Source organism: Kocuria sp. KSNUG, assembly GCF_049532735.1.
Lineage (GTDB): Bacteria > Actinomycetota > Actinomycetes > Actinomycetales > Micrococcaceae > Kocuria > Kocuria rhizophila.
This window is the reverse complement of the sequence record NZ_CP150981.1, coordinates 1,301,374-1,323,161: the sequence shown is the minus strand read 5'-3', so window position 1 is coordinate 1,323,161 and position 21,788 is coordinate 1,301,374. Positions and strand designations below refer to the sequence as shown.

Annotated in this window: 15 protein-coding genes and 1 tRNA gene; 5 read left to right on the top strand and 11 right to left on the bottom strand. The window is 71.5% G+C overall.

Translation table 11 applies throughout. The annotated features are described in order from the left end of the window. Window positions 1–76: 76 nt before the first annotated feature. The 3 genes from rfbD to mfd all read right to left on the bottom strand — a co-directional run bounded on the left by rfbD (window position 77) and on the right by mfd (window position 6,372). Complete coding sequence (gene rfbD / locus AABM36_RS05675) at window positions 77–1,495, bottom strand: dTDP-4-dehydrorhamnose reductase (protein WP_257744290.1); 1,419 nt, start codon at window positions 1,493–1,495, stop codon at window positions 77–79. Between the two features lie 17 nt (window positions 1,496–1,512). Next, the gene (gene rfbB, locus AABM36_RS05670) at window positions 1,513–2,511 is read right to left on the bottom strand and encodes a dTDP-glucose 4,6-dehydratase (RefSeq protein ID WP_019310120.1); all 999 of its coding nucleotides are present in this window, start codon (window positions 2,509–2,511) and stop codon (window positions 1,513–1,515) included. A 75-nt stretch (window positions 2,512–2,586) separates the two neighbouring features. Beyond that, window positions 2,587–6,372 (bottom strand): transcription-repair coupling factor, encoded by a 3,786-nt coding sequence (gene mfd, locus AABM36_RS05665; protein ID WP_019310121.1) that lies wholly within the window; start codon window positions 6,370–6,372, stop codon window positions 2,587–2,589. A gap of 231 nt (window positions 6,373–6,603) precedes the next feature. Between mfd and AABM36_RS05660 the strand changes: the two genes are divergently transcribed. Next, on the top strand, window positions 6,604–7,443 hold the full coding sequence (locus AABM36_RS05660; protein WP_423447840.1) for a uroporphyrinogen-III synthase: 840 nt from the start codon (window positions 6,604–6,606) through the stop codon (window positions 7,441–7,443). Here the strand turns inward: AABM36_RS05660 and AABM36_RS05655 are convergent. Both AABM36_RS05655 and AABM36_RS05650 read right to left on the bottom strand, forming a co-directional pair. After that, window positions 7,416–8,213, bottom strand: a complete 798-nt coding sequence (locus tag AABM36_RS05655; RefSeq protein ID WP_423447917.1) for a sirohydrochlorin chelatase — start codon at window positions 8,211–8,213, stop codon at window positions 7,416–7,418. The two genes, AABM36_RS05660 and AABM36_RS05655, sit on opposite strands and share 28 nt — an antisense overlap. A gap of 22 nt (window positions 8,214–8,235) precedes the next feature. Then, on the bottom strand, window positions 8,236–9,627 hold the full coding sequence (locus AABM36_RS05650) for a hypothetical protein (RefSeq protein WP_423447838.1): 1,392 nt from the start codon (window positions 9,625–9,627) through the stop codon (window positions 8,236–8,238). 481 nt (window positions 9,628–10,108) lie between these two features. On the opposite strand from AABM36_RS05650, the gene AABM36_RS05645 reads away from it, so the two are divergent. Together AABM36_RS05645 and nhaA are read left to right on the top strand one after the other, a co-directional pair. Further along, window positions 10,109–10,609, top strand: a complete 501-nt coding sequence (locus AABM36_RS05645; protein WP_423447836.1) for a DUF2505 domain-containing protein — start codon at window positions 10,109–10,111, stop codon at window positions 10,607–10,609. Between the two features lie 112 nt (window positions 10,610–10,721). After that, window positions 10,722–12,017 (top strand): Na+/H+ antiporter NhaA, encoded by a 1,296-nt coding sequence (gene nhaA / locus AABM36_RS05640; RefSeq protein ID WP_423447834.1) that lies wholly within the window; start codon window positions 10,722–10,724, stop codon window positions 12,015–12,017. Window positions 12,018–12,296: 279 nt separating this feature from the next. Here the strand turns inward: nhaA and pth are convergent, their stop codons facing one another. Both pth and AABM36_RS05630 read right to left on the bottom strand, forming a co-directional pair. Then, entirely contained in the window at window positions 12,297–12,884 is a 588-nt protein-coding gene (pth, locus tag AABM36_RS05635; RefSeq protein ID WP_423447832.1) for an aminoacyl-tRNA hydrolase, read from the bottom strand. A gap of 316 nt (window positions 12,885–13,200) precedes the next feature. Continuing rightward, window positions 13,201–13,821, bottom strand: a complete 621-nt coding sequence (locus tag AABM36_RS05630; RefSeq protein WP_423447830.1) for a 50S ribosomal protein L25/general stress protein Ctc — start codon at window positions 13,819–13,821, stop codon at window positions 13,201–13,203. Window positions 13,822–14,466: 645 nt separating this feature from the next. On the opposite strand from AABM36_RS05630, the gene AABM36_RS05625 reads away from it, so the two are divergent. Continuing rightward, window positions 14,467–15,945 (top strand): sugar transferase, encoded by a 1,479-nt coding sequence (locus AABM36_RS05625; RefSeq protein ID WP_423447828.1) that lies wholly within the window; start codon window positions 14,467–14,469, stop codon window positions 15,943–15,945. A gap of 262 nt (window positions 15,946–16,207) precedes the next feature. Further along, window positions 16,208–17,878 carry a GH25 family lysozyme gene (locus AABM36_RS05620; protein ID WP_423447826.1) on the top strand — a complete coding sequence of 557 codons (1,671 nt, stop codon included), beginning with the start codon at window positions 16,208–16,210 and terminating at the stop codon, window positions 17,876–17,878. A 334-nt stretch (window positions 17,879–18,212) separates the two neighbouring features. Here the strand turns inward: AABM36_RS05620 and AABM36_RS05615 are convergent, their stop codons facing one another. From AABM36_RS05615 to AABM36_RS05600, 4 genes are all read right to left on the bottom strand, one after another. After that, window positions 18,213–19,193 (bottom strand): ribose-phosphate diphosphokinase, encoded by a 981-nt coding sequence (locus AABM36_RS05615; RefSeq protein WP_039102235.1) that lies wholly within the window; start codon window positions 19,191–19,193, stop codon window positions 18,213–18,215. A gap of 54 nt (window positions 19,194–19,247) precedes the next feature. Beyond that, window positions 19,248–20,723, bottom strand: coding sequence for a bifunctional UDP-N-acetylglucosamine diphosphorylase/glucosamine-1-phosphate N-acetyltransferase GlmU (gene glmU / locus AABM36_RS05610; protein WP_423447824.1), 1,476 nt, complete (start codon window positions 20,721–20,723; stop codon window positions 19,248–19,250). Window positions 20,724–20,788: 65 nt separating this feature from the next. Further along, window positions 20,789–20,860, bottom strand: a tRNA-Gln gene (locus tag AABM36_RS05605). 56 nt (window positions 20,861–20,916) lie between these two features. Continuing rightward, window positions 20,917–21,663, bottom strand: a complete 747-nt coding sequence (locus AABM36_RS05600; RefSeq protein ID WP_423447822.1) for a hypothetical protein — start codon at window positions 21,661–21,663, stop codon at window positions 20,917–20,919. Window positions 21,664–21,788: the final 125 nt, after the last annotated feature.

Below are 21,788 nucleotides of genomic sequence, written 5' to 3'. Positions count from 1 at the left end.
TCCGGCCCAGTACCGCAGAGAGCCCCGCCGCCTCCTCGTGAGGCAGCGGGGCTCTCTCGTGTTCGTCACCGTGCGGTCAGTCGTGGGTGGTGGAGAGAACCGACCGCACCACGGCCCGGCTGTCCCGGGGGGAGCACCCCGTGGCCTCCAGGCTGGTGGTGTCCAGGCAGCTGTTGGTCGGTCGGGGTGCGATGCCCACTTTCCCCGCCGTGTACTCAGCCGTCCCGACCGGTCGCACCCGCTCCGGGTCCGCCCCCAGTTCCTCGAACACCCAGCGGGCGATCTCCGCCCAGGTGCACGGTGCACCGGAGCCGGTGAGGTGGTACGTGCCGTAGGGGGCGCCGGAGTCCACGAGGTGCAGGGCGCCCTCCGCCAGATCGGCCGCCGCGGTCAGTCGACCGTGCTGGTCCGCGACCACCGCCGGGTCCACCCCGCGGCGCGCCAGGTCCGCCACGGTGGCCACGAAGTTCTTCCCCTGCCCGATCACCCAGCTGGTGCGGATCACGTAGTGCCGCGGGCAGGCGCGCACGGCGGTCTCCCCCGCGGCCTTGGACTGCCCGTACACGGACAGCGGCGCCACAGGGTGGTCCGGGGCGTACGCCGAGCCCAGCGGCAGGGCGCCGTCGAACACGTAGTCCGTGGAGAAGTGCACCAGGGTGGTGCCGGCCCGGGCGCAGGCCGCGGCGAGTGCTCCCACACCCGTGGCGTTGACCGCCCAGGCGGCCGCCCTGCCCTCGGTGCTCTCGGCCGCGTCCACGGCCGTGAACGCCGCGGCGTTGAGCACGGCACGGTAGCGCCGCAAGGCGTCCCCCGAGCTGATCTCCGCGGGCCAGGAGGCAGGGTCAGCTAGGTCCAGCTCCGAGCGCGTCCACGCGGTGAACGGAAGCCCCATCGTCGACAGCCGCGCCGTGAGGGCCAGGCCCACCTGGCCGCGGGCGCCCAGCACGAGGACGGGCGCGGGAGCCAGCGGGGCGACGTCGTCCAGCGCGGGGTGCGCGCGGTCCTTGTCCGAGAGCTCAGCCTGCGCGAGCGGCACGGGCCACTCGATGCCCAGCCGCGGGTCACCGAGGTTCACGAACGAGTACTCGGCGGTGGCGTCCGCGCGCCAGTGGTCCGTGACCAGGTAGGTGTAGGCGGTCGCCTCCTCGAGCGTCTGGAACGCGTTGCCCACGCCGCGCGGGACGAACACCGCGGTGCCCGGGGTGACCTCGTGCGTGACCACGGTGCCGAAGCCCGTCCCCTGGCGCAGGTCCACCCACGCGCCGAAGATCCGCCCGGTGGCCACGGAGACGTACTTGTCCCACGGCTCGGCGTGGATCCCGCGCGTGGTGCCGCGGGAGCCGTTGAAGGAGATGTTGTGCTGCACGAACGAGGCGTCGGGCAACCCGGCCGCCACCGCCTTGGCGCGCTGCCAGTTCTCCTTGAACCAGCCGCGGTTGTCGCCGTGAACGGGCAGTTCCACGAACCGCAGGCCGTCGATGGCGGTGGTGTGCACGGTGAGGTCCTGGGCGTTCACTGTCCGGCCTTCCGGTAGGCGGCTTCGGTGGCGGACTTCGCGGGCTCCCACCACTCGCGGTGCTCGGTGTACCACGCAATGGTGTCCGCGAGACCCTCCGAGAAGTTGGTGTACCGGGGCTCCCACCCCAGTTCCTCGCGGGTGCGGGAGCCGTCGATCGCGTAGCGGCGGTCGTGCCCGGCGCGGTCCGTCACGTGCTCGAACGCGTCCTCCGGCTGGCCCATGAGCCGCAGGATCTCCCGGAGCACCGTGAGGTTGTCCCGCTCGCCGTCCGCGCCGATCAAGTAGGTGCGCCCGGGCGTCTCACGCTCCAGGATGCGCAGCACCGCGGCGGAGTGGTCCGCCACGTGGATCCAGTCCCGCACGTTCTCCCCCGCGCCGTACAGCTTGGGCCGCTGCCCGGTGAGCACGTTGGTGATCTGGCGCGGGATGAACTTCTCCACGTGCTGGTACGGGCCGTAGTTGTTGGAGCAGTTGGACAGCGTGACCTCCACCCCGAAGGAGCGTGCCCACGCGCGCACCAGGTGGTCCGACGCCGCCTTGGTGGCCGAGTACGGGCTCGAAGGCCGGTACGCAGTTTCCTCGGTGAAGCGCTGCGGGTCGTCCAGCGCAAGGTCCCCGAACACCTCGTCCGTGGACACGTGGTGGAACCGCGTCCCGTGCCGCCGAGCGGCCTCCAGCAGGGTGAAGGTGCCCACCACGTTGGTCTGCACGAACGGCCAGGGGTCCCGCAGGGAGTTGTCGTTGTGGGACTCCGCGGCGAAGTGCACCACGGCGTCCGCCGCGCCCACCAGGTCGTCGACGACGCCCGCGTCCGCGACATCCCCCACCACCAGGTCGCAGCGGGCCGGGTCAGCGACCGCCAGGTTCTCGCGGTTGCCCGCGTAGCTGAGCTTGTCCAGCACCGTGACGGAGTGCTCCGTGTGCGCCAGCACGTGGTGCACGAAGTTGGCACCGATGAATCCGGCGCCGCCGGTCACGAGCAGATGTCCCATGACTGTTCATCCTAGGAGCCCCGAACGGGGGACGCGCGCAGCCGATGGGTCGCGGGGCCGACGTCCCCGGGGCCGCTACCCCGCGACGTCGCCCGTGCCCGCAGTGGCGTCCGTGCCCGCGGCGGCGGGTTCGAGCACCGGGAAGATCGCGTCCAGCACCTCGCGGGCCCACGCGAGGATGTCCCCGTCCACGAGGTCCTTGCCGCCGATCCGCGCGGTCTTGGGCTTGGGGATCAGCACCATGCGCTCCTCCGTGCCCGGCACCGGACGGATCTGCGCGCCCGGGTAGAGGCGCGTGAGGCGCATCTCGCGTGACTCGCTGAGCTCGGCGGGCGAGAACCGGACCATGGTGCCCTGCGTTGCCACGTCCGTGAGGCCCGCGGCGCGCGCCCGGATCCTCAGCCGGGCGACCTCCAGCAGGTTCTGCACCGGGGTGGGCAGAGGCCCGTAGCGGTCCTTCAGCTCGTTGCCCGCCTCCGCGACGGCGTCCTCCGTGGCGGCGTTCGCGATGGTGCGGTAGGCCTCCAGACGCAGCCGCTCCCCGGGCACGTAGTCGTGCGGGAGGTGGGCGTTGACGGGCAGCTCGATCTTCATCTCCGCGGGCCCGGTGTCCTGGTCCCCGCGGTACTCCGCCACGGCCTCGCCCACGAGGCGCAGGTACATGTCGAAGCCCACGCCCGCGATGTGCCCGGACTGCTCACCGCCCAGCAGGTTGCCCGCCCCGCGGATCTCAAGGTCCTTCATGGCCAGCTGCATGCCCGAGCCCAGCTCATTGTGCGCGGCCACGGCCTTGAGCCGCTCCAGAGCGGTCTCGCTCAGGGGCTTCTCCGCGGGGTACAGGAAGTAGGCGTAGGCGCGCTCGCGCCCGCGACCCACACGGCCGCGCAGCTGGTGCAGCTGGGAGAGACCGTAGCGGTCCGCGTGGTCCACGATCAGCGTGTTGGCGTTGGCGATGTCCAGACCGGTCTCCACGATGGTGGTGCACACCAGGACGTCGAACTTCTTCTCCCAGAAGTCCACGATGATCTGCTCCAGGCGGGACTCGGTCATCTGCCCGTGGGCCACGGCGATCCGCGCCTCGGGCACGAGCTCCGCGAGCTCCTTGGCCTGCGCCTCGATGGTCGAGACACGGTTGTGGATGAAGAACACCTGGCCCTCGCGCATGAGCTCACGCCGGATGGCTGCGGAGACCTGCTTGTTCGTGTACGGGCCCACGTACGTGAGCACTGGGTGGCGCTCCTCGGGCGGTGTGGCCAGCGTGGAGGTCTCGCGGATGCCCGTCATGGACATCTCCAGGGTGCGCGGGATGGGCGTGGCGGACATGGCCAGCACGTCCACGTCCGTGCGCATGGCCTTGAGCTTCTCCTTGTGCTCCACACCGAAGCGCTGCTCCTCGTCGATGATCACGAGGCCCAGGTTCTTGAACTGCATCTCCTTGCTCAGCAGCCGGTGGGTGCCGATCACCACGTCCACCGCACCGCTGCGCAGCCCCTCCATGGTGGCCTTGGACTCCTTGGCCGTCTGGAATCGTGAGAGCGTGGCCAGGCGCACGGGGAAGCCCGAGAACCGCTCGGCGAACGTCTCGGAGTGCTGCTGGGCAAGCAGCGTGGTGGGCACGAGCACCGCCACCTGCTTGCCGTCCTGCACGGCCTTGAACGCGGCGCGCACCGCCACCTCGGTCTTGCCGTAGCCCACGTCCCCGGAGATCAGCCGGTCCATGGGGATGGGCCGCTCCATGTCCGCCTTGACCTCGTCGATGGTGGTGAGCTGGTCCGGGGTCTCGATGTACGGGAACGCCTGCTCCAGCTCGCGCTGCCACGGGGTGTCCGGGCCGAAGGCGTGGCCCTTGGACGCCATGCGCGCCGAGTACAGCCGGATCAGCTCGTTGGCGATCTCCTTGACGGCCTTCTTGGCGCTGCGCTTGGTCTTGTTCCAGTCCGCCCCGCCCATCTTGGACAGCGACGGCGCCTCCCCGCCCACGTAGGAGCTCACCTGGTCGAGCTGGTCCGTGGGCACGAACAACCGGTCCTTGGGCCCGTTGCGCTTGGACGCCGCGTACTCCAGCACGAGGTACTCGCGCACGGGCTTCGGCTGGCCGGGAGCGGTCATGGCGCCCGCGATGGGCCGCTGCACGAGCTCGATGAACTGCCCGATGCCGTGCTGCTCGTGCACCACGTAGTCGCCCTTCTGCAGGGCCAGGGGGTCCACCTGGTTGCGCTTGCGGCGCTGCGGGAGCTTGCGCTCGGCGCGGTTGTCGTAGGTGCTGGAGCGGCCCAGCACGTCCGCCTCGGTGAGCAGCGCGATCCGCTGCCCCTCGAGCACGAAACCCCGCCCGGCGCGCGCGGTGGTCAGCTCCACGAGGCCGGGCTGCGGGGCCGCGTCGATGCTCTCGTGGCGGGCGGCGGGGACGTCCGCTCCGTGCAGCAGCTCGCTCAGCCGCTGCAGCGGACCGGGCCCGTCCGTGACCAGCACGATGCGCCAGTCCTCGCGCGCCCGCTCCCCCAGGAAGGACAGCACGGCCGGCACATCCCCCGAGAACCGGGTGGGCTCGCGCGCGGTCACGGTGAGGGTGTCCGCGTCCGTGTCCGCGAGGTGGACCTCCTCGTCGGAGGTGTCCGCGCTGATCTCGGAGGTGGTCACGGCGTTGACGTTCAGCCCGGTCACGGCCCACCAGACCACCGAGCGCTCCAGGGCGAGCTCGCGCACCTCGGCGATCGTGTGGAACGAGCCGGACGAGAGGGTGCGGGCGGCGCCGTCGTCCGTGTCCAGCGCCGCGTTGAGGTCCAGGGGCGCGTCGCTGCCGCCCGAGGCGGAGTCCCACGCGGCCATGAGGAACTCCTCGTTGGTGGCCACGAGGTCGTGGGCGCGCGCCCGGACCTTCTCGGGCTCGAGCACCACGGTCATGGAGCCCCCGGGCAGCAGGGACAGCACCTGCACCATCTCGTCCGCGAGCAGCGGGGCCAGGGACTCCATGCCCTCCACGTACTGCCCACCGGCGATCCGCTCGAGCATCTCCCGCCCGCCGGGCAGCTGGTCCTTGAGCTTGGCCGCGCGGGACTGCACGGACGGGGTGATGAGCAGTTCGCGGCACGGCGGGGCCACGATCACCGAGGGGTGCTCGGCAGTGGTGAGGGTGCGCTGGTCCGCCACCGCGAACCAGCGCATCTCGTCCAGCTCGTCCCCGAAGAACTCCGCGCGCACGGGGTGGTCCTCGGTGGGCGGGAACACGTCGATGATCCCGCCGCGCACCGCGAACTCCCCGCGCCGGGTGACCATGTCCACGCGTGAGTAGGCGGCGCCAGCCAGCTCAGCCACGAGCTGCTGGAAGTCGTAGTCCTGCCCGGTGCGCAGGGTCACCGGCGCCATCTGTCCGAGCCCGGCGACCACCGGCTGAAGCACCGACCGCACCGGCGCCACGACCACGCGCAGCGGCTGCTCGGAGGGATCGGTGCGCTCCAGTCGGCGCAGCACGCTCAGCCGCTGCCCCACGGTGTCCGAGCGCGGGGACAGCCGCTCGTGCGGCAGGGTCTCCCAGGACGGGAAGTTCGCGATCTGCTCGGCGGGCAGGTAGGAGCCCAGCGCGGCCTGCAGCTCCTCCGCCTCACGGCCCGTGGCGGTCACGGCCAGCAGCACCGGGGCGTGGGCCCCCGCGGCGGAGGCGCCGGAGCGCCCGGAAGCCGACGCCGCGGCGTCGTCCGCGAGACCCGCGGCGATCTGCGCGAGCACGGGGGCGCGCAGCCCGTCCGTGGCGCTGATGATCGTCTCCGGGGAGCGCTCCGCGAGCGGGCGCGCGGCCTGGGTGCGGATGTTCGCGAAGCTGCGGTCCTCGGTGAGCGCGGTGAGCAGACCGGTCAGGGACATGAGTGGCGGGCTCCTGGTGTGTGGGGCGGATGGCACGGCGGCGCGCGGTCTGACCCGGCGCGGGGCACGACGACGCCGGGCGGGGCCTGGCCCCGACCCTCGCCGTGGTGCACGGGCCGGGCGGATCGCGCCCCAGCCTACTCGGGGCCTCGGACACCGCGGGCGCCGGGCCGGGACCGCGGAGGCCCGAGGGGTGCGTGCGGCGTCGGCGTCCCCTCCTACCCTGGGAGCATGACGAGCCCCGAGCACCCCGCCCTGACCGGACTGACCGTGGCGGTCACCGCCCACCGTCGCGCCTCGGAGCAGGGCGGGGCGTTCGAACGCCACGGCGCGCGGGTGCGCTACGCACCGGCCCTGAAGCTCACGCCCGCGGACGAGGACGACGGCGTGCTGGCCGCCACCCGGGACCTGATCGCCTCCGCCCCGGGCACCGTGCTGGTCACCACGGGCTACGGGCTCAAGCGCTGGCTCGCCGTGGCACAGGGGCACGGACTGGGCGAGGAGCTGCTCGCGGCGCTGCGGGCCTCCACCGTGCTCTCGCGCGGGGCGAAGGCCACGGGGCAGCTGCGGGCGAGCGAGATCCCGTGCGCGTGCACCGGTTCCTCGGGGCGCACCGCGGAGCTCGTGGACCGGCTGCTCGCCGGGGACCCCGCACCCCGCGGCACGGTGACCGTCCAGGTGCACGGCACCCCGGACGAGGAGCAGCTGGAGCGGCTGCGCGCGGCGGGTCTGCCCGTGCGGGTCGTGGCACCGTACCGCTGGGAGTCCGCGGACGAGGGCTCCCGCCTGGCCACTCTTGTGCGGGACATGGTCGCGGGGGACGTGGACTACGTGACCTTCACCGCGGCGCCGGCGGTGGACGCGGTGTTCGACGCCGCCCGCGCCCTCGGCGTGCTCGAGGACCTCCAGCGGGCCCTGCGGGACGGGCGCTGCACCGCCGTGGCCATCGGGCCCGTGTGCGTGCAGCCGCTCGAGGAGGCCGGAATCCCCGCTGTGGTCCCGGAGCGCTTCCGGCTCGGGGCCATGGTCAGGGCCGTGTGCGATCACGCCTCGGAGGCGGCCTCCCGGTAGTGCTCGACCACCAGCTCCACGAGCTCCGGGGGCACCTCGCCGGGGTGCACGAGCAGCGGCTCGGCCGTGACGTCCGCTCCCGCGGCGAGCGCCCGGCCGTGGAAGAACCCGGGGGCCAGCAGGTACGGGACCAGCAGCACGCGCCCAGGACGCGCGGGAGCGGCATCCGTGCGGGGCGACCCTGCGGCGTCGTCCCCCGGGTTTGCACGGCCACGGGCCGCCGCGAGCGCATCGGGCAGGGACGGGCGGGCCGCGGAGAGGTAGGCCGAGGACACGGGGTGGCCGAGCACCTCGGAGAGCATGGCCGCCACCCGTTCGCAGTCCTGACCGGCGCGGGGGTCGGAGGAGCCTGCGGAGACCATCACGATCTCGTCGACCGGTTCCGGGGCCGCTTCCCCAGCGGCGTCGAGTGCCTCGGCCAGCCGGCGGGCGAGCACGCGCGCGAGCCGGTGGTCGGGTCCGAGGGCCGCGGCCACCCTGTGGTGCGGTGAGCCCTGCACGGCCCGGGCCATGTCCACGAACACGTGGTAGCCCGCGGACAGCAGCAACGGAACGACCACGGCGCGCTGCCCGGCGTGCTCGGCGGTGCGCGCCACGAGGTCCGGCTCCTGGACGTCCACCCACGTGTCCACCACGCGGACTCCCGGAAGCCGTTCGCGCACCGCGGCCACGAGGGCCGCGACCGCCTGCTGCCCACCGGGATCACGGGTCCCGTGGGCGCACGCGAGCAGGACCGGGGATGCCGCGGCAGAAGTGTTCACGCGTTCCATTGTGGCGCGTGCGGGCCCGTTCTCACGACCGGTGCGCGAGGAGTGCCAGCAGCTCACGGACCGCCCGCTCCTGGGCGTCCCCGGTGAGAATGCCCGAGCTTCCAGCCTCATTCCGCAGCCGTCGTGAACCGGGGGCGGGAGCCGGGCGCCGCTCCCACAGGCCGTGAACGGTGCTCAGGATGTCCGCTGCCGTGGACCCCCGCCGCGCTGTGGGTGTGGCCCGCCCGGAGGGCCCCAGGAGGACCACGTCCGCCACTGCCGGATCGCCCGCCAGCTGCCGAGCCGGCGCAGCGCCCTCGCCCGCGGCCACGAGCACCACGGACCCGGGACGGCGTGCGCCGAGCCACCGCACCTGGTCCCGCACCGCGCGCGCGGCACCCGCGCCCCGGGGATCGAGGAGGTGGTCCTGCCACAGCGGCACGCGGTCACCCGCGGCGTCACCGTCCGCGCGCAGGGACACGACGCCGCGTGCGGCGAGTTCCCGCGCAACCCGCGGCCACAGCCCGCGCTCGTCCCGCGCACCGTCCCGTCCACCCACCAGCACCACCGCGGGGAGCTTCGACGCGGACGCGTCGTCGGCGCTCCCGGGCGCCGGCGCGGAGGGCGCGGTGAGCACACCGCAGTGACCCCGTGACTCCACGGCCACGATCTCCTCCACGCACGGGCGGCCGGGCTCCGCCACGAACTCGTTGTGCACCGACCCCCTCCCGGTGGCGGCGAACGGCTGCAGCGGCGGGCGGGGCAGAGCCCACAGCAGATCCTCCAGCACGTCGGGGTGCACCGGCTCCTCGTCCAGTTCTCTCCCGCGATCGAAGGGTCCGCGATCCCGGTGGCTCGAACGCAGGACCTGCACCCCGTGCTGCCCGCACCCACCCGCCCCGGGGCTCACCAGCGCGCACAGGCGCGCCGTCTGCTCAGCCGTGAGCCGCAAGCCGGGGAGATCCACACGTTCCCGTTCCGCACCGCGGTCCGGGGAGACCTCTGGGCGACGGGCGCACCGCAGCACGAACTCGGCTCCGCTCTCCGGTTCCCAGGCGATCACGTGGTCCAGGTGCTCTGCCGCGCGCAGCGTCAGGGCTGCTCCCACCCCGTAGCCGATGCCGTAGGTCTCCAGGCCCTCCAGTTCGCAGACCGCCCGCGCCTGGTCCGCGGCGTCCAGGATGTTGCGCACCCACAGGTCCACGACGTCGTCGTGGGGATGCACGCTGTGGGAGTCCCCCGTGCCGCGGTAGTTGACGCGGGCCACGCAGTAGCCGGCACCGGCCAGGAGCATGGCCAGCTGACGCAGCAGCCGGTAGGACCGGGCGTGGTCGAGACCCGCGGGCGGTGCCAGGACCACGAGCGCCCGCACCCGCCCGTTCTCCGGAGTGTGCAGCCACGTCACGGTCGCGGTGTCACCGTGGCCCGTCCACATGCCGGCTCCCCTGATTCCCACCGGTCCCGGGCATGCGCCCGGATGGTCCACGGCGGACGCCGCAGCGCCTCGCGAACCCCGGGACGCGGTCGTTCCCGTCCTCGTGCTCATGGTCTTCTCCCCCAGATGGCGGGCTGCAAGAACTCCGCCGTCGACTCCCGTGTGCTGCTCTCCCCAGAGCGCCCGCCACGAGGTTTCCCGCCGCACCCCCGGTCCGGTTGGCGACCCCCCGTCGCGTTCGACGTCCAGCCTAGGTGACGGCGCCGCCCGACCGGTCGCCCCGGACGGAAAGGGTGCGTCCCTTCTTCGGCGGACACCTTCTCGGGGGTGGCGCACCCGCCGATCCAACGACGTCCTGTGCTGCCGCGAGCGCACCGCGCGCGCCGCGGCAGCGACCCGCGACTAGAGTGGACGCAGCACCCGTTGCGGCCCCGCGCCGCTCGGGAACCGACGAACCGCTACCGATCCCGCAAGGAGCACCATGTCCGTCAACGCATCCACCACCATCAAGGCCCCCGTGGACACCGTCCTGAAGACCTTCGTGGACGAGGCGTTCGTGCGCCACGTGAGCGAGCTCGGGGGCGCCACGTTCGAGTCCTTCGAGGTCAACGGCGACACCTCCACCGCCTTCACCGCCACCACCGTGCGCAGCATGGGTTCGGACAAGCTGCCCGACGCCGTGAAGAAGTTCGTGAAGAACGGCGTGAAGTTCACCCAGGTGGACACGTACGACGCCCCCGCCGCGGACGGCTCCCGCACCGTGCGCACCGAGATCAAGGCCTCCGGCCTGCCCGTGGGCGCCACCGCCGCGCAGCACATCAAGCCTCTGGGTGAGCAGGAGACCTCCGTGGACGTCACCGGCGAGGTCCAGGCCAGCATCCCGCTGGTCGGCAAGAAGATCGCCGCGGCCGCCGAGCCCTACATCGGCAAGGCACTGACCCTGCAGGCCCGCCAGGCCGAGGCGTGGATCGCCCAGCACTGACACCAGCAACGCCCCGGACGGCCGGACGGCACCCCGCGTGCCGCCCGGCCGTCCCCCATCCGACACGACAGTCGCGGGCCGGCCACGGCCCGCGCGTTGGGAGATCCTCGTAGTGAGCACGGACACGCAGACGGCCCCGGAATCCGGGGGACGCATCACCACATTCCTCCGCAAGGACACCACGGGCGGGCTCCTCCTGCTGATCGCCATGGTCCTGGCCATCGTGGTGGCCAACTCCCCGTGGAGCGAGGCCTACTTCGGGCTCCGGGACGCCGAGGTGGGTCCCGGAGAGGTGGCCGGGCTGCAGCACACCGTGGGGCACTGGGCCTCGGACGGACTGCTCGCGATCTTCTTCTTCCTCACCGGCCTGGAGCTCAAGGCGGAGTTCGTGGACGGGGAGCTGCACAACCTGCGCAAGGCGATCCTGCCAGTGGTCGCCGCCGTGGGCGGTGTGGTGGTCCCCGCCCTGATCTTCCTGGGCATCAACCTGGCCTCGGGCGGTGACCCCACGGCGCTGCACGGCTGGGCCATTCCCACGGCCACCGACATCGCCTTCGCGGTCTCAGTTCTCGCGGTCGTGGGCTCCTCCCTGCCGGTGGCCATGCGCACGTTTCTGCTGACCCTGGCCGTGGTGGACGATCTCATCGCGATCGCCATCATCGCCTTCGTGTACACGGAGAGCGTGCAGTTCGGGTTCCTGGCCGGCGCCGCCGTGATGCTGGGTCTGTTCTGGTTCCTCACCCACAAGTACATGGGCTGGTTCATGGCGCAGCACTGGGCCGCCTGGGTCATCCTGCTCCCGATCGGCGTGATCACCTGGTGGCTCGTGTACGAGTCCGGGATCCACGCCACGATCGCCGGTGTGCTGCTGGGCTTCATGGTTCCCGTGCTGAAGCAGGAGCCGCGCATCATCCGCCAGGAGGACCCCCGCTTGGGCCTGGCCCCCGCGCTGGAGTACCGGTTCCGGCCCCTGTCCAACGGACTGGTCATCCCGGTGTTCGCGTTCTTCTCCGCGGGCGTGGCCGTGGGCGGCTGGGAGGGCATCCAGGCCGCCGCCACGGACCCCGTGGCCCTGGGCATCGTGGCGGGTCTGCTGATCGGCAAGCCCGTGGGCATCTTCGGTGCCGCGTGGCTCATGGACCGGTTCACGTCCGCCGAGAAGGACAAGGACTACTCGTGGTTCGACATGCTGGGCATGTCCGTGGTGGCCGGCATCGGCTTCACGGTGTCCCTGCTGGTGGCGGAGCTGAGCTTCGGTGAGGGCAGCCCGCACAGCGACCACGCCAAGGTGGGCATCCTGTGCGGTTCGCTGCTGGCCGCGATCGTGGGCGCCGCCCTGATCGCCCCGCGCAACCGCAAGTACAAGGCCATGCGCGCCGCGGGTCACGATCCCGACACCCTGGACTGAGTCGACGACGCCGCACCCCCGGACAAGGGCAGCGCCCCTTCCCTGCGGGGAAGGGCGCTGCTTCTGTCCGTGCCGTGATCTGACCTGCACGGCCTCGAACGGCGCGGACCGAGTGACCCGGCACCGAATCATCTGGACCGAGAGGGCCGGGGCCGGGCGCGTGGGGTCCATTGCGCCGGAGAGTCTCGGACGTCGGAGGCGAAGCGATCCGGGCCACCGTGGCCGGGCGCTCTGCCCTCCGTGGTGCAGCCGCCGGTCTGCTGGCGGGAACCGGGCCGGTCAGGCGGGGTTGCGCGGGTGGACGTGCTGCTGGGTGGCGGTGAGCCCCTGCTCGGTGAGCATCTCCACGGCGTCCGCGGCCTCGGAGACCAGCAGCGGCAGCTCCTTGGCCTCCGCGCCGGAGAACCTCTTGAGCACGTAGTCCGCGGTGTCCATGCGTCCGGGCGGGCGGCCAACACCCACGCGCACGCGCACGTAGTCCTTGCCGCCCATGGCCTTGGTGATGTCCCGCAGCCCGTTGTGTCCCCCGTCCCCGCCGCCGCGCTTGAGCTTGACGGCGCCGAAGGGGAGGTCGATGTCGTCGTGCACCGCCACGAGGTCCTCGAGCCCCAGCGAGTAGTACCCGACCAGGGCGCGCACGGGTCCGCCGGAGAGGTTCATGTAGCTCAGCGGCTGGGCCAGCACGAGCCTCGGGGCGCCCGGGCGCAGCCGCGTCTCGGCCACCGCGGCGCGCGCCCTGTGCGCGGACAGCCGTGCACCCGCCCGCGCCGCGAGCTCTGCGACCACCATGGCGCCGATGTTGTGCCGCGTGCCCGCGTAGCGGTCACCCGGGTTGCCCAGCCCCACCACCAGGGTGCGATCGCCCATGTCCTGCTCCTCACTCGTCGTGACTCTCGTACTGTGCTCGGCTCCGGTGGTCAGCCACCCGCCGGCCTGGAACGCCTCGTCGACCGGTGCGAACGAGTCCCGCGGCTTCATCGGAGATCGGGTGGTCCGGATCCCGGGGTGTCCCCGGCGGTCCGGCCGCCACGCCCCGCAGCGACGTCCACGCCACCCCGATGACGGGATGCCGCACGGAGCGTGGATCGTCCCCCGGACGCAGAACGGCGGCGGGCGCCCAGGGCACCCGCCGCCGTCCGAGACCGCGTCGCGTCCGCTGCCGGGCGCGCGGTGGGAACGGTCCTTACTCGCTGTCCTCGGAGGAGTCCTCGGACTCGCCCTCGGTCTCCTCGTCCTCGGTCTCGGGCTCCTCGCCCAGGTCCTGCTCGATGGGCTCGGAGACGTTGATGACCAGCAGCTCGGGGTCCGACACGAGCGTGACACCGGCGGGCAGGGTGACGTCCTTGGCATAGACGTGCTCGCCGGCCTCGAGGTCCGCGATGTCCACCACGAGGTACTCGGGAACCTTGAGTGCGTCGGCCTCGACGACCAGGACGTTCTCCTCGACGTTGTGGATGGCGGTCGGTGCGACCTCACCCTCCACGTGCACGGGGATCTCGACCTCGACACGCTCGCCACGGCGCACGGTCAGCAGGTCGATGTGGAGGATCTCGGGACGCACCGCGTGGCGCTGGACCTCCTTGATCATGGCCAGGTGGCCCTCGCCGTCCACGTTGATCTCCAGGACGGCGTTGGAGTTGCGGGAGGCCAGCATCATCTCGTGGCCCGGCAGGGTCACGTGCAGCGGCTCGGCGCCGTGGCCGTAGATCACGGCCGGGATCTGGTCGTTGGCGCGCACGCGGCGGGCGTAGCCCTTGCCGAAGTCGGTGCGCAGGGTTGCAGGAATGGTGATGACATCCACCATGATGGTGCTCCTTCGATCGTTGGTCTGGTTGGTCACCGTCAGACCGTCCGCGCGCTCACGGTGCGAGTGGCACCGGACGTTCGGGCGGTCTGCGACCGACGTGGTGCGGCACTGCGCCCACCGCCCGGGAAGTGTGCACCGGGTGCGGCGGATCGAAAGGATCCACAGGCCGTCGTCGATAACGGGGCGCGCACGCCCCCTCGCCTTGGCAACCCGGTCAGGATACCATGCTGGCGCCGCGGGCCAGGCCGGGTCACGACGCCGCCAGCACCGGCCCGAGGGCGTCATACCTCAGGCTGCCCGCGCCGCTGGAACGACGAGCCCGGGGCCATGAGGTAGCCGCGGTCGGAGCGCAGCCGTGACGGGGACCCCTCGGGCGGCGGGGCACCACACCGGATGACATCCGACCCCCGTCCGGTCCACAGCCCGCCGCGATCCGCCGCTCCCCCTGTCCACACATCTGCATCGAAGCATGCGATTGCGGGGCATTCGAGCAGGTGATGGGTATATTTGGGTGTTAGCGGGCGTAAATCTCGGGGGAGATGAACACCGTGGTGCCGGGGCCGCCTCTTATCGGACCAGCACCCGGGCGAGCGCGTGGGGCGTCTCGCCGTCGAACGGTTTTTGGGGGAAGGTTCGTCGACCGTGTTCCAGAAGGCAAGCCACAGGCACAAACATCTGTCCTGGCGTGAGAGCTACCAGCGCGAGCTGAGGATCTACGACGCCGTCGCACTCGTCATCGCGTTGGCGGTGGCCCAGGCGCTGCGCTTCGGCCGGCTCCAGGGGCTGCTGCAGCTGGACGATCTCCCCATTCCCTACTGGCTCGTGGGCATCATGCTGGGGGTCGGCTGGTGGGTGTGGCTCGAGCTGCGCGGCACCCGTGGGGTGCGACTGATCGGCAACGGGGCTGAGGAGGCCAAGCAGCTGGTCACGGCCTCGCTCACGCTCTTCGCGGCGATCGCCATCGCGTCCTACGCCTTCAACGTGCCCACCGCACGCGGGTACATCCTGATCGCCCTGCCCGTGGGTACGCTCACCCTGCTCGGGGGGCGCATGTGGGCCCGCCGCCAGCTCATGCACCGGCGTTCCCGCGGGCTCAACATGTCCCGCACCATGGTGGTGGGCCGCTTTCCCGGCGCCGTGGAGCTCGTGAGTGAGCTGCAGAGCCGCCCTGACGCGGGCTTCGACCCCGTCGTGGTCTACATGCCCACCTCCCACCACAAGCTGCCCGAGTCCCTGGCGTCCGTCCGCCTGCCCGAGAACGCGTTGGCGTCCGCGGACCGCCCGAGCGTCCAGGGGATCATGAGGGCCTGCCGCGAGCACGACGTGGAGACCCTGGTGATGGCGGCCGCGGTGCCGCTCAGCACCACGGAGATCCGGCACCTCGGGTGGGCCCTCGCGGACGAGCGCATCCGGCTGGTCATGAACACCGGCCTCACGGACGTGGCCGGACCCCGCATCCACACGCAGCAGCTGGCCGGACTTCCTCTGATCCACGTGGCCACGCCGCGGTTCACACGGGCCAAGAAGATCGTGAAGCGGTGCATCGACATCGTGGGCTCGCTCACCGCGCTGATCCTGCTCTTCCCCGTGATGCTCGTGCTGGGCATCCTGGTCAAGGCGCACGACGGCGGTCCGGCATTCTTCGCCCAGGAGCGCGTGGGGATCGACGGCACCCGGTTCAAGATGCTCAAGTTCCGATCCATGTACACCGACGCCGAGGAGCGCAAGGCCGCCCTGCTCGCGGCCAACGAGTCCGACGGCGGCGTGCTCTTCAAGATGAAGGACGATCCCCGCGTGACCAAGCCGGGCAAGTGGATGCGCCGCTACAGCCTGGACGAGCTGCCCCAGTTCATCAACGTGCTCAACGGCACCATGTCTCTGGTGGGCCCACGCCCCCCGCTGGCCAGCGAGGTGGACAAGTACGAGCAGCACGTCTACCGCAGACTCCGGGTCCGCCCCGGCATCACCGGCCTGTGGCAGGTGTCCGGTCGTTCCAACCTGGACTGGAACCAGACCGTGCGCCTGGACCTCTACTACGTGGAGAACTGGTCACCCGTGCAGGACATGGTCATCATGCTGCGCACGGTGCGCGCCGTCTTCGCCTCGGACGGCGCCTACTGAGCGAGGCTCCCGCACGGGCAGAAGATCAGGGCCGCCGGGGACGGGGCGACGGCGGCCACTCTGCGCGGGCGGGCGCCGTCGGGGCCGGCCGTCACCTCGGGGCCACGGGATGGACACGCACCCGTCATCTCGCCGTCGCACGAACCGGCGCGTGAGGTACCTCATTTCCCTGTGTGAACCTCTACACTTTCTAGTGCGTTCCCCCAGCCTGCTCGCCTTCCCCCCTGCCGAGCGGCTCCCCTCATGCAGTAAGGCCAGGCCTATGATCTCCCCCCGAAAATCAGTGCTGCCCGCCGCCGTGACCGCGGCCGCGCTGATCGTCACCAGCTTCCTCCCGGCCGCCGCGGCCGAGGATCCGCACCAGAACCTCAACCCGGACAAGGGTGACGTGGTCTCCGTCGAGACCAAAGAGCTGGAGACGGTGGTGCAGGACCCTCAGCTCCCCACTGCGCCGCCGAAGACCGGGGACAAGAACCCCGGGGCCACCATGGGCCAGAAGATGAAGACCATGGAGGACACCACCAAGCTGTCCCCCGCCTCGGAGAAGGAGCTCCAGAAGGTCGAGAAGGCCGTCCTGGGAGGCGGCCCCGCGGCGTCGGCTTCCCCGTCGGGCGCCGCGTCCGGCGCGAGCACCCCGAGCACCGGCGCCACCGAAAAGGCGGCACCGCAGGCTGCGGGCACCGGCGTGGGCCCCGCGGGCTCGATGTCGCTCGTGATCCAGCAGAACTCCTGGCGTCCGGCGGGGATCGCCGGCATGGACGTCTCCGGCTGGCAGCCCGCCGTCAACTGGAGTGCCGAGTACGCCAACGGCGCACGCTTCGCCTACGTCAAGGCCACCGAGGGCACGGGCTACCGTTCCGAGGCGTTCAACGACCAGTACACCGGCTCCTACGCCGTGGGCATGAACCGCGGCGCCTACCACTTCGCACTGCCCGGCCAGACCTCGGGCGCCGCGCAGGCCGACTTCTTCATCAACAACGGCGGCGGCTGGTCCGCGGACGGCCGGACCCTGCCGGGACTGCTGGACATCGAGTACAACCCGTACTCCTCGCTGGGCAACACGTGCTACAACATGACCCCCACCCAGATGAACTCGTGGATCACGTCCTTCTCCGACCGCTACAAGCAGCGCACGGGGCGGCTGCCCGCCATATACACCACCGCGGACTGGTGGCGCACCTGCACCGGCAACACCGCCCAGTTCAACAACCACCCGCTGCACCTCGCGTCCTACGGGGTGACCAGCCCCGGCTACATGCCCAACGGCTGGTCCCGCTACGATCTGTGGCAGTTCTCGGACAGCGGCCCGTTCTCCGGTGACTCCAACGTGTACGGCGGCTCGTGGCAGCAGTTCCAGTCCCTGGCCTCGTCCGCGAGCTACCAGCCCCTGGGTGGGCGTCCGTCCGGCTACACGGTGAGCGGTGGCATCGGCGCGGTGTACAAGAAGACCGGCGGTGCCGCGACGTGGGGCCAGCCGGTCTCCAACGAGCGCAACGCGGGCTACGGCGGGAAGTACCAGCAGTTCTCCCGCAACGGCGTGATCAGCACCGCCTACTGGCACCCGAGCACCGGAGCCCACATGCTGCGCAACAAGTCCAGCATCGGCGCCAAGTTCCTGGGTGCCGGCAGCGAGTACGGCTACGGCTTCCCCTCGACCGAGGAGCGGTCCATCCCCGGTGGCGCCTACCAGGTGTTTCGCGCGCCGAACGGAAAGACGACCAAGGTCATGTGGACACCGAGCTCCGGATCGCACGCCGTCAAGGAACAGGGTGCCATCGGCAAGCGCTGGGCCCAGGGTGGCATGGAGCGAGGCATGGGATTCCCCACCACTGACGAGTACCGCCGCGGGGACGAGATCCGCCAGACCTTTTCCAAGGGCTACATGATCGGCTTCAACACCAGGACCGGTCACGTGCGGGTCGTCAGGATCTGAGTCCCGGATCCGGAATCTCCGGATCCCCCCTGCACACCCGTTCAGCGGCGGCCCGGAGCACCGGGCCGCCGTTGCCGTATCCCCCTCCCCGGGTTCCCACCGGAGCCGACCGGGGCACGCCGGAGCAGTCCGTCAGCAATCCACGAGCAGCCAAGGACGTCAGCTCCCGCGCTCTGCGCGCGCGGAGCCCGGCACCTCCGGGGGAACCCGCCGCTGCCGGGCCGCCCTGCGTGGTCCACTGCGCCGGAACCCGGGCTGCACGCGAGAGAGCCGCCCACGTCGCAGGACGAGGGCGGCTCTCTCGGTTCCCGGCCCGGGGCCGGTCACGGTGGCGTCAGGAGTTGCCGTTGAAGAGGCTCGTGACCGAGCCGTCCTCGAAGACCTCCTGGATGGCACGCGCGATCAGCGGGGCGATCGAGAGCACCTTGAGGTTCTCGAACTGGTGCTCGGGCGGCACGGGCAGGGTGTCGGTGACGACCACTTCGTCCGCTCCGCACGAGGACAGCCGCTCCACGGCCGGTCCGGAGAACACGGCGTGGGTGGCGGCAATGATCACGTTCTTGGCGCCCTGGTCCTTGAGCACCTGCACGGCGCCGGCAATGGTGCCGCCGGTGTCGATCATGTCGTCGATCAGCACGCAGGTGCGCCCGGCGATGTTGCCCACGACCTCCTTGGAGACGGCCTGGTTGGGCACGGTGATGTCGCGGGTCTTGTGCACGAACGCGAGCGGCGCACCGCCCAGACGCTCCGCCCACTGCTCGGCCACGCGCACGCGCCCGGTGTCCGGGGAGACCACGGTGACGTTGTCCACGTCCACCACGGAGCGCACGTAGTCGCTCAGCAGCGGAATGGCCATGAGGTGGTCCACGGGGCCGTCGAAGAAGCCCTGGATCTGGGCGGTGTGCAGGTCCACGGACATCAGCCGGTCCGCGCCCGCGGTCTTGTAGAGGTCCGCGATCAGACGGGCGGAGATGGGCTCGCGGCCGCGGTGCTTCTTGTCCTGGCGCGCGTAGGGGTAGAACGGGCTCACCACGGTGATGGACTTGGCGGACGCCCGCTTGAGGGAGTCCAGCATGATCAGCTGCTCCATGAGCCACTGGTTGATGGGTGCCGGGTGGGACTGGATGAGGAAGGCGTCCGCGCCGCGCACCGACTCCCCGAAGCGCACGTACGTCTCGCCGTTGGCGAAGTCGTAGGCGTCCGTGGGAACCAGTTCGGTGCCCAGTTCACGCGCGATGTTCTCCGCGAGCTCGGGGTGCGCCCGACCCGAGAGCAGAACCATCCGGTTCGAACCCGTGTTGGTGATGCCGGTCATGTGAACTCGCTTTCTCTGAATTCCTCGTGGTTCCTGCTCGCGTGGCGCGCCCTGTCAGGCGCGGTCCTCGCGCTCAGACTGCTGGGCGGCTTCCGCCGCGCGGGCTGCGGCCGTGCCGGGGCGGTGCTGCTGCACCCACCCCTCCACGATGACCTGCCTGCCCTCGGTGAGCACCAGGGCGCCCGCGGGGACGTCCTTGCGCACGGTGGTACCGGCTCCGGAGTAGGCGCCGTCGCCCACGGTCACGGGTGCCACGTACATGTTGTCGGAACCCATGCGGACGTCGTTGCCGATCACGGTGCGGTGCTTGTTCACGCCGTCGTAGTTCACGAACACGGAGGCGGCGCCGATGTTGGAGTTCTCGCCGATGGTGGCGTCCCCCACGTAGGAGAGGTGCGGGATCTTGGAGCCGCGCCCGATCGTGGACTTCTTGGTCTCCACGAACGTGCCGATCTTCCCGTCCTCGCCCAGCACCGTGCCGGGGCGCAGGTAGGCGAACGGGCCCACGGTAGCGCCCGCGCGCAGCTCGGAGTCGCTGCCGTGGGTGCGCACCACGGTGGCGCCCCGACCCACGGTCACGTTGGTGAGGGTCGTGTCCGGGCCCACGACGGCGTCCTCGGCCACCCGGGTGCTGCCGTGCAGCTGGGTGCCGGGCAGCACGGTGGAGTCGGCCTCGAGCTCCACGGTGTCGTCGATCCACGTGGTGGCGGGGTCCACGATGGACACCCCGTTGCGCATGTGCCGCTCCAGCGTGCGCTGGTTCAGGTAGTGGCCCAGGGCGGCCAGCTGGACGCGGTCGTTGGCGCCCTCGAGCTCCATGTAGTCCGCCATCTTCAGGGCGTCCACGCGGTGCCCGGCCTCGCGTGCCAGGCGGGGGACGTCCGTGAGGTACTTCTCGGCCTGCGCGTTGTCCGTGTCCACGCGGGACAGGGCGTCGCGCAGCACCGCGGCGTCGAACGCGAAGATCCCGGAGTTGACCTCGGTGACAGCGCGCTCGTCCTCCGTGGCGTCCTTGAACTCCTTGATCTCCGTGAACTGCCCCGCGGCGTCCCGCAGGATGCGCCCGTACTTGCCCGGTTCCGGGTGGTCCGCGGTGAGCACCGTGACGGCGTTGCCGTGCTCGGTGTGGTGTGCCACGAAGGCGCGCAGGGTCTCGGCCGTGAGCAGCGGCACGTCCCCGTAGGTCACCAGCACGGTGCCGCTCACGGGGGCCGCGGCGTCGAGCACCTCGAGACCCGCGTCCACCGCGGAGCCCGTGCCGGGAACGTCCGACTGGTCCGCGGTGAGCACGCCCGGTGCCACGTCCGCGATGTGCTCGGCCACGAGATCACGCTGGTGCCGGATCACCGCCACGATGCGCTGGGGCTCCAGCTCGCCCGCGACCTTCAGCGCGTGCGCGAGCATGGAACGCCCGCCGATCTCGTGCAGGATCTTGGGCGTCCTGGACTTCATCCGGGTTCCCTTGCCGGCGGCCAGGACGATGATCGCGGCGGGGTTCTCCCCGGTCGTGGCGTGCTGAGGGGTGCTCACGGTCCAGACTCCTCTGGGTGCTCGTGAGGCGGTGGGGGGCCATCTTCGCCTCGATGTGTCGTGCGTTCCGCCACTAGGACTCGAACCTAGACTCACGGCTCCAAAGGCCGGTGTGCTGCCAATTACACCATGGCGGAGCGTTGTCACCCGTGGGCGCCAACAAAGGAACGTGCGCCCGCGGGCGCACGAAAAATCACTGTAGCACCTGGGTTCCGCGGCTCAGCACGGTCAGGATCCGCCCCGCGGCGCGCTCCTCGCGGAAGCCTGGGAGGGTGCGCGCGAGCGTCACAGCGTCCTTCGGAGTGATCCCCCGGACGACCACCTGTGCCCGGGCGGCCGCGCGCCGCACGTAGTGCCAGGCGTCGTCGTCGGACTGCCCGGCGGCCCGGGAGCGGGAGACGTCCCACGCCATGGAGGTGACGTCCGCGGAGCTCACGTCCAGGCTCCCCTGCTCGAACTCGCGGTCGAGCAGCGCGAGCAGCATGACCACCTCCTCCACGGCCGTGGCGTTCTGGACCATGAGGCGGACCTCCTGGTGGGAGGCGGCCTCGGCGAGCGCCGCGAGCATCGAGTAGAGCCGCTGCCGCTGGCGTCCGCGGTGGGAGACCCCGCCGAGGGCGAGCACGAGCATCCCGGCGCCCACCCCGCGGCACACGCCCAGGGCGTCGTCGACCTCCGCGAGCACTCCCTCGTCCGGCATGTCCTCGTCCACGGCCACGGGTGCCCGCAGCAGCAGCGGCTCCGCCCCGGCCTCGCGCAGCTGCTGGGCGGCCTGGCGGCGCACCCTGGAGCCCATGTGGGAGCCCACCGGGCGGGCCGCACCGATGGTGATCTCGACCGGCCCGGGGTGCTCCCGCACGCGGGCCACGGCCGCCGCGAGGTCCTGGGGCTCGTCCAGCACGGTTCCCGCGAGCTCTTCCCCGCCCTGTGTTGACTGCATGGCACTCAGTCTCCCACGCCAGGGTGGCAGCGGTGGACGCGGGTGCCCGGACCTGAGCTGCACCGGGCGTGCCGCACGACGACGCCGTGGGCCCGCCTCCCCGGGACGGGCGGGCGGCCCGGGCG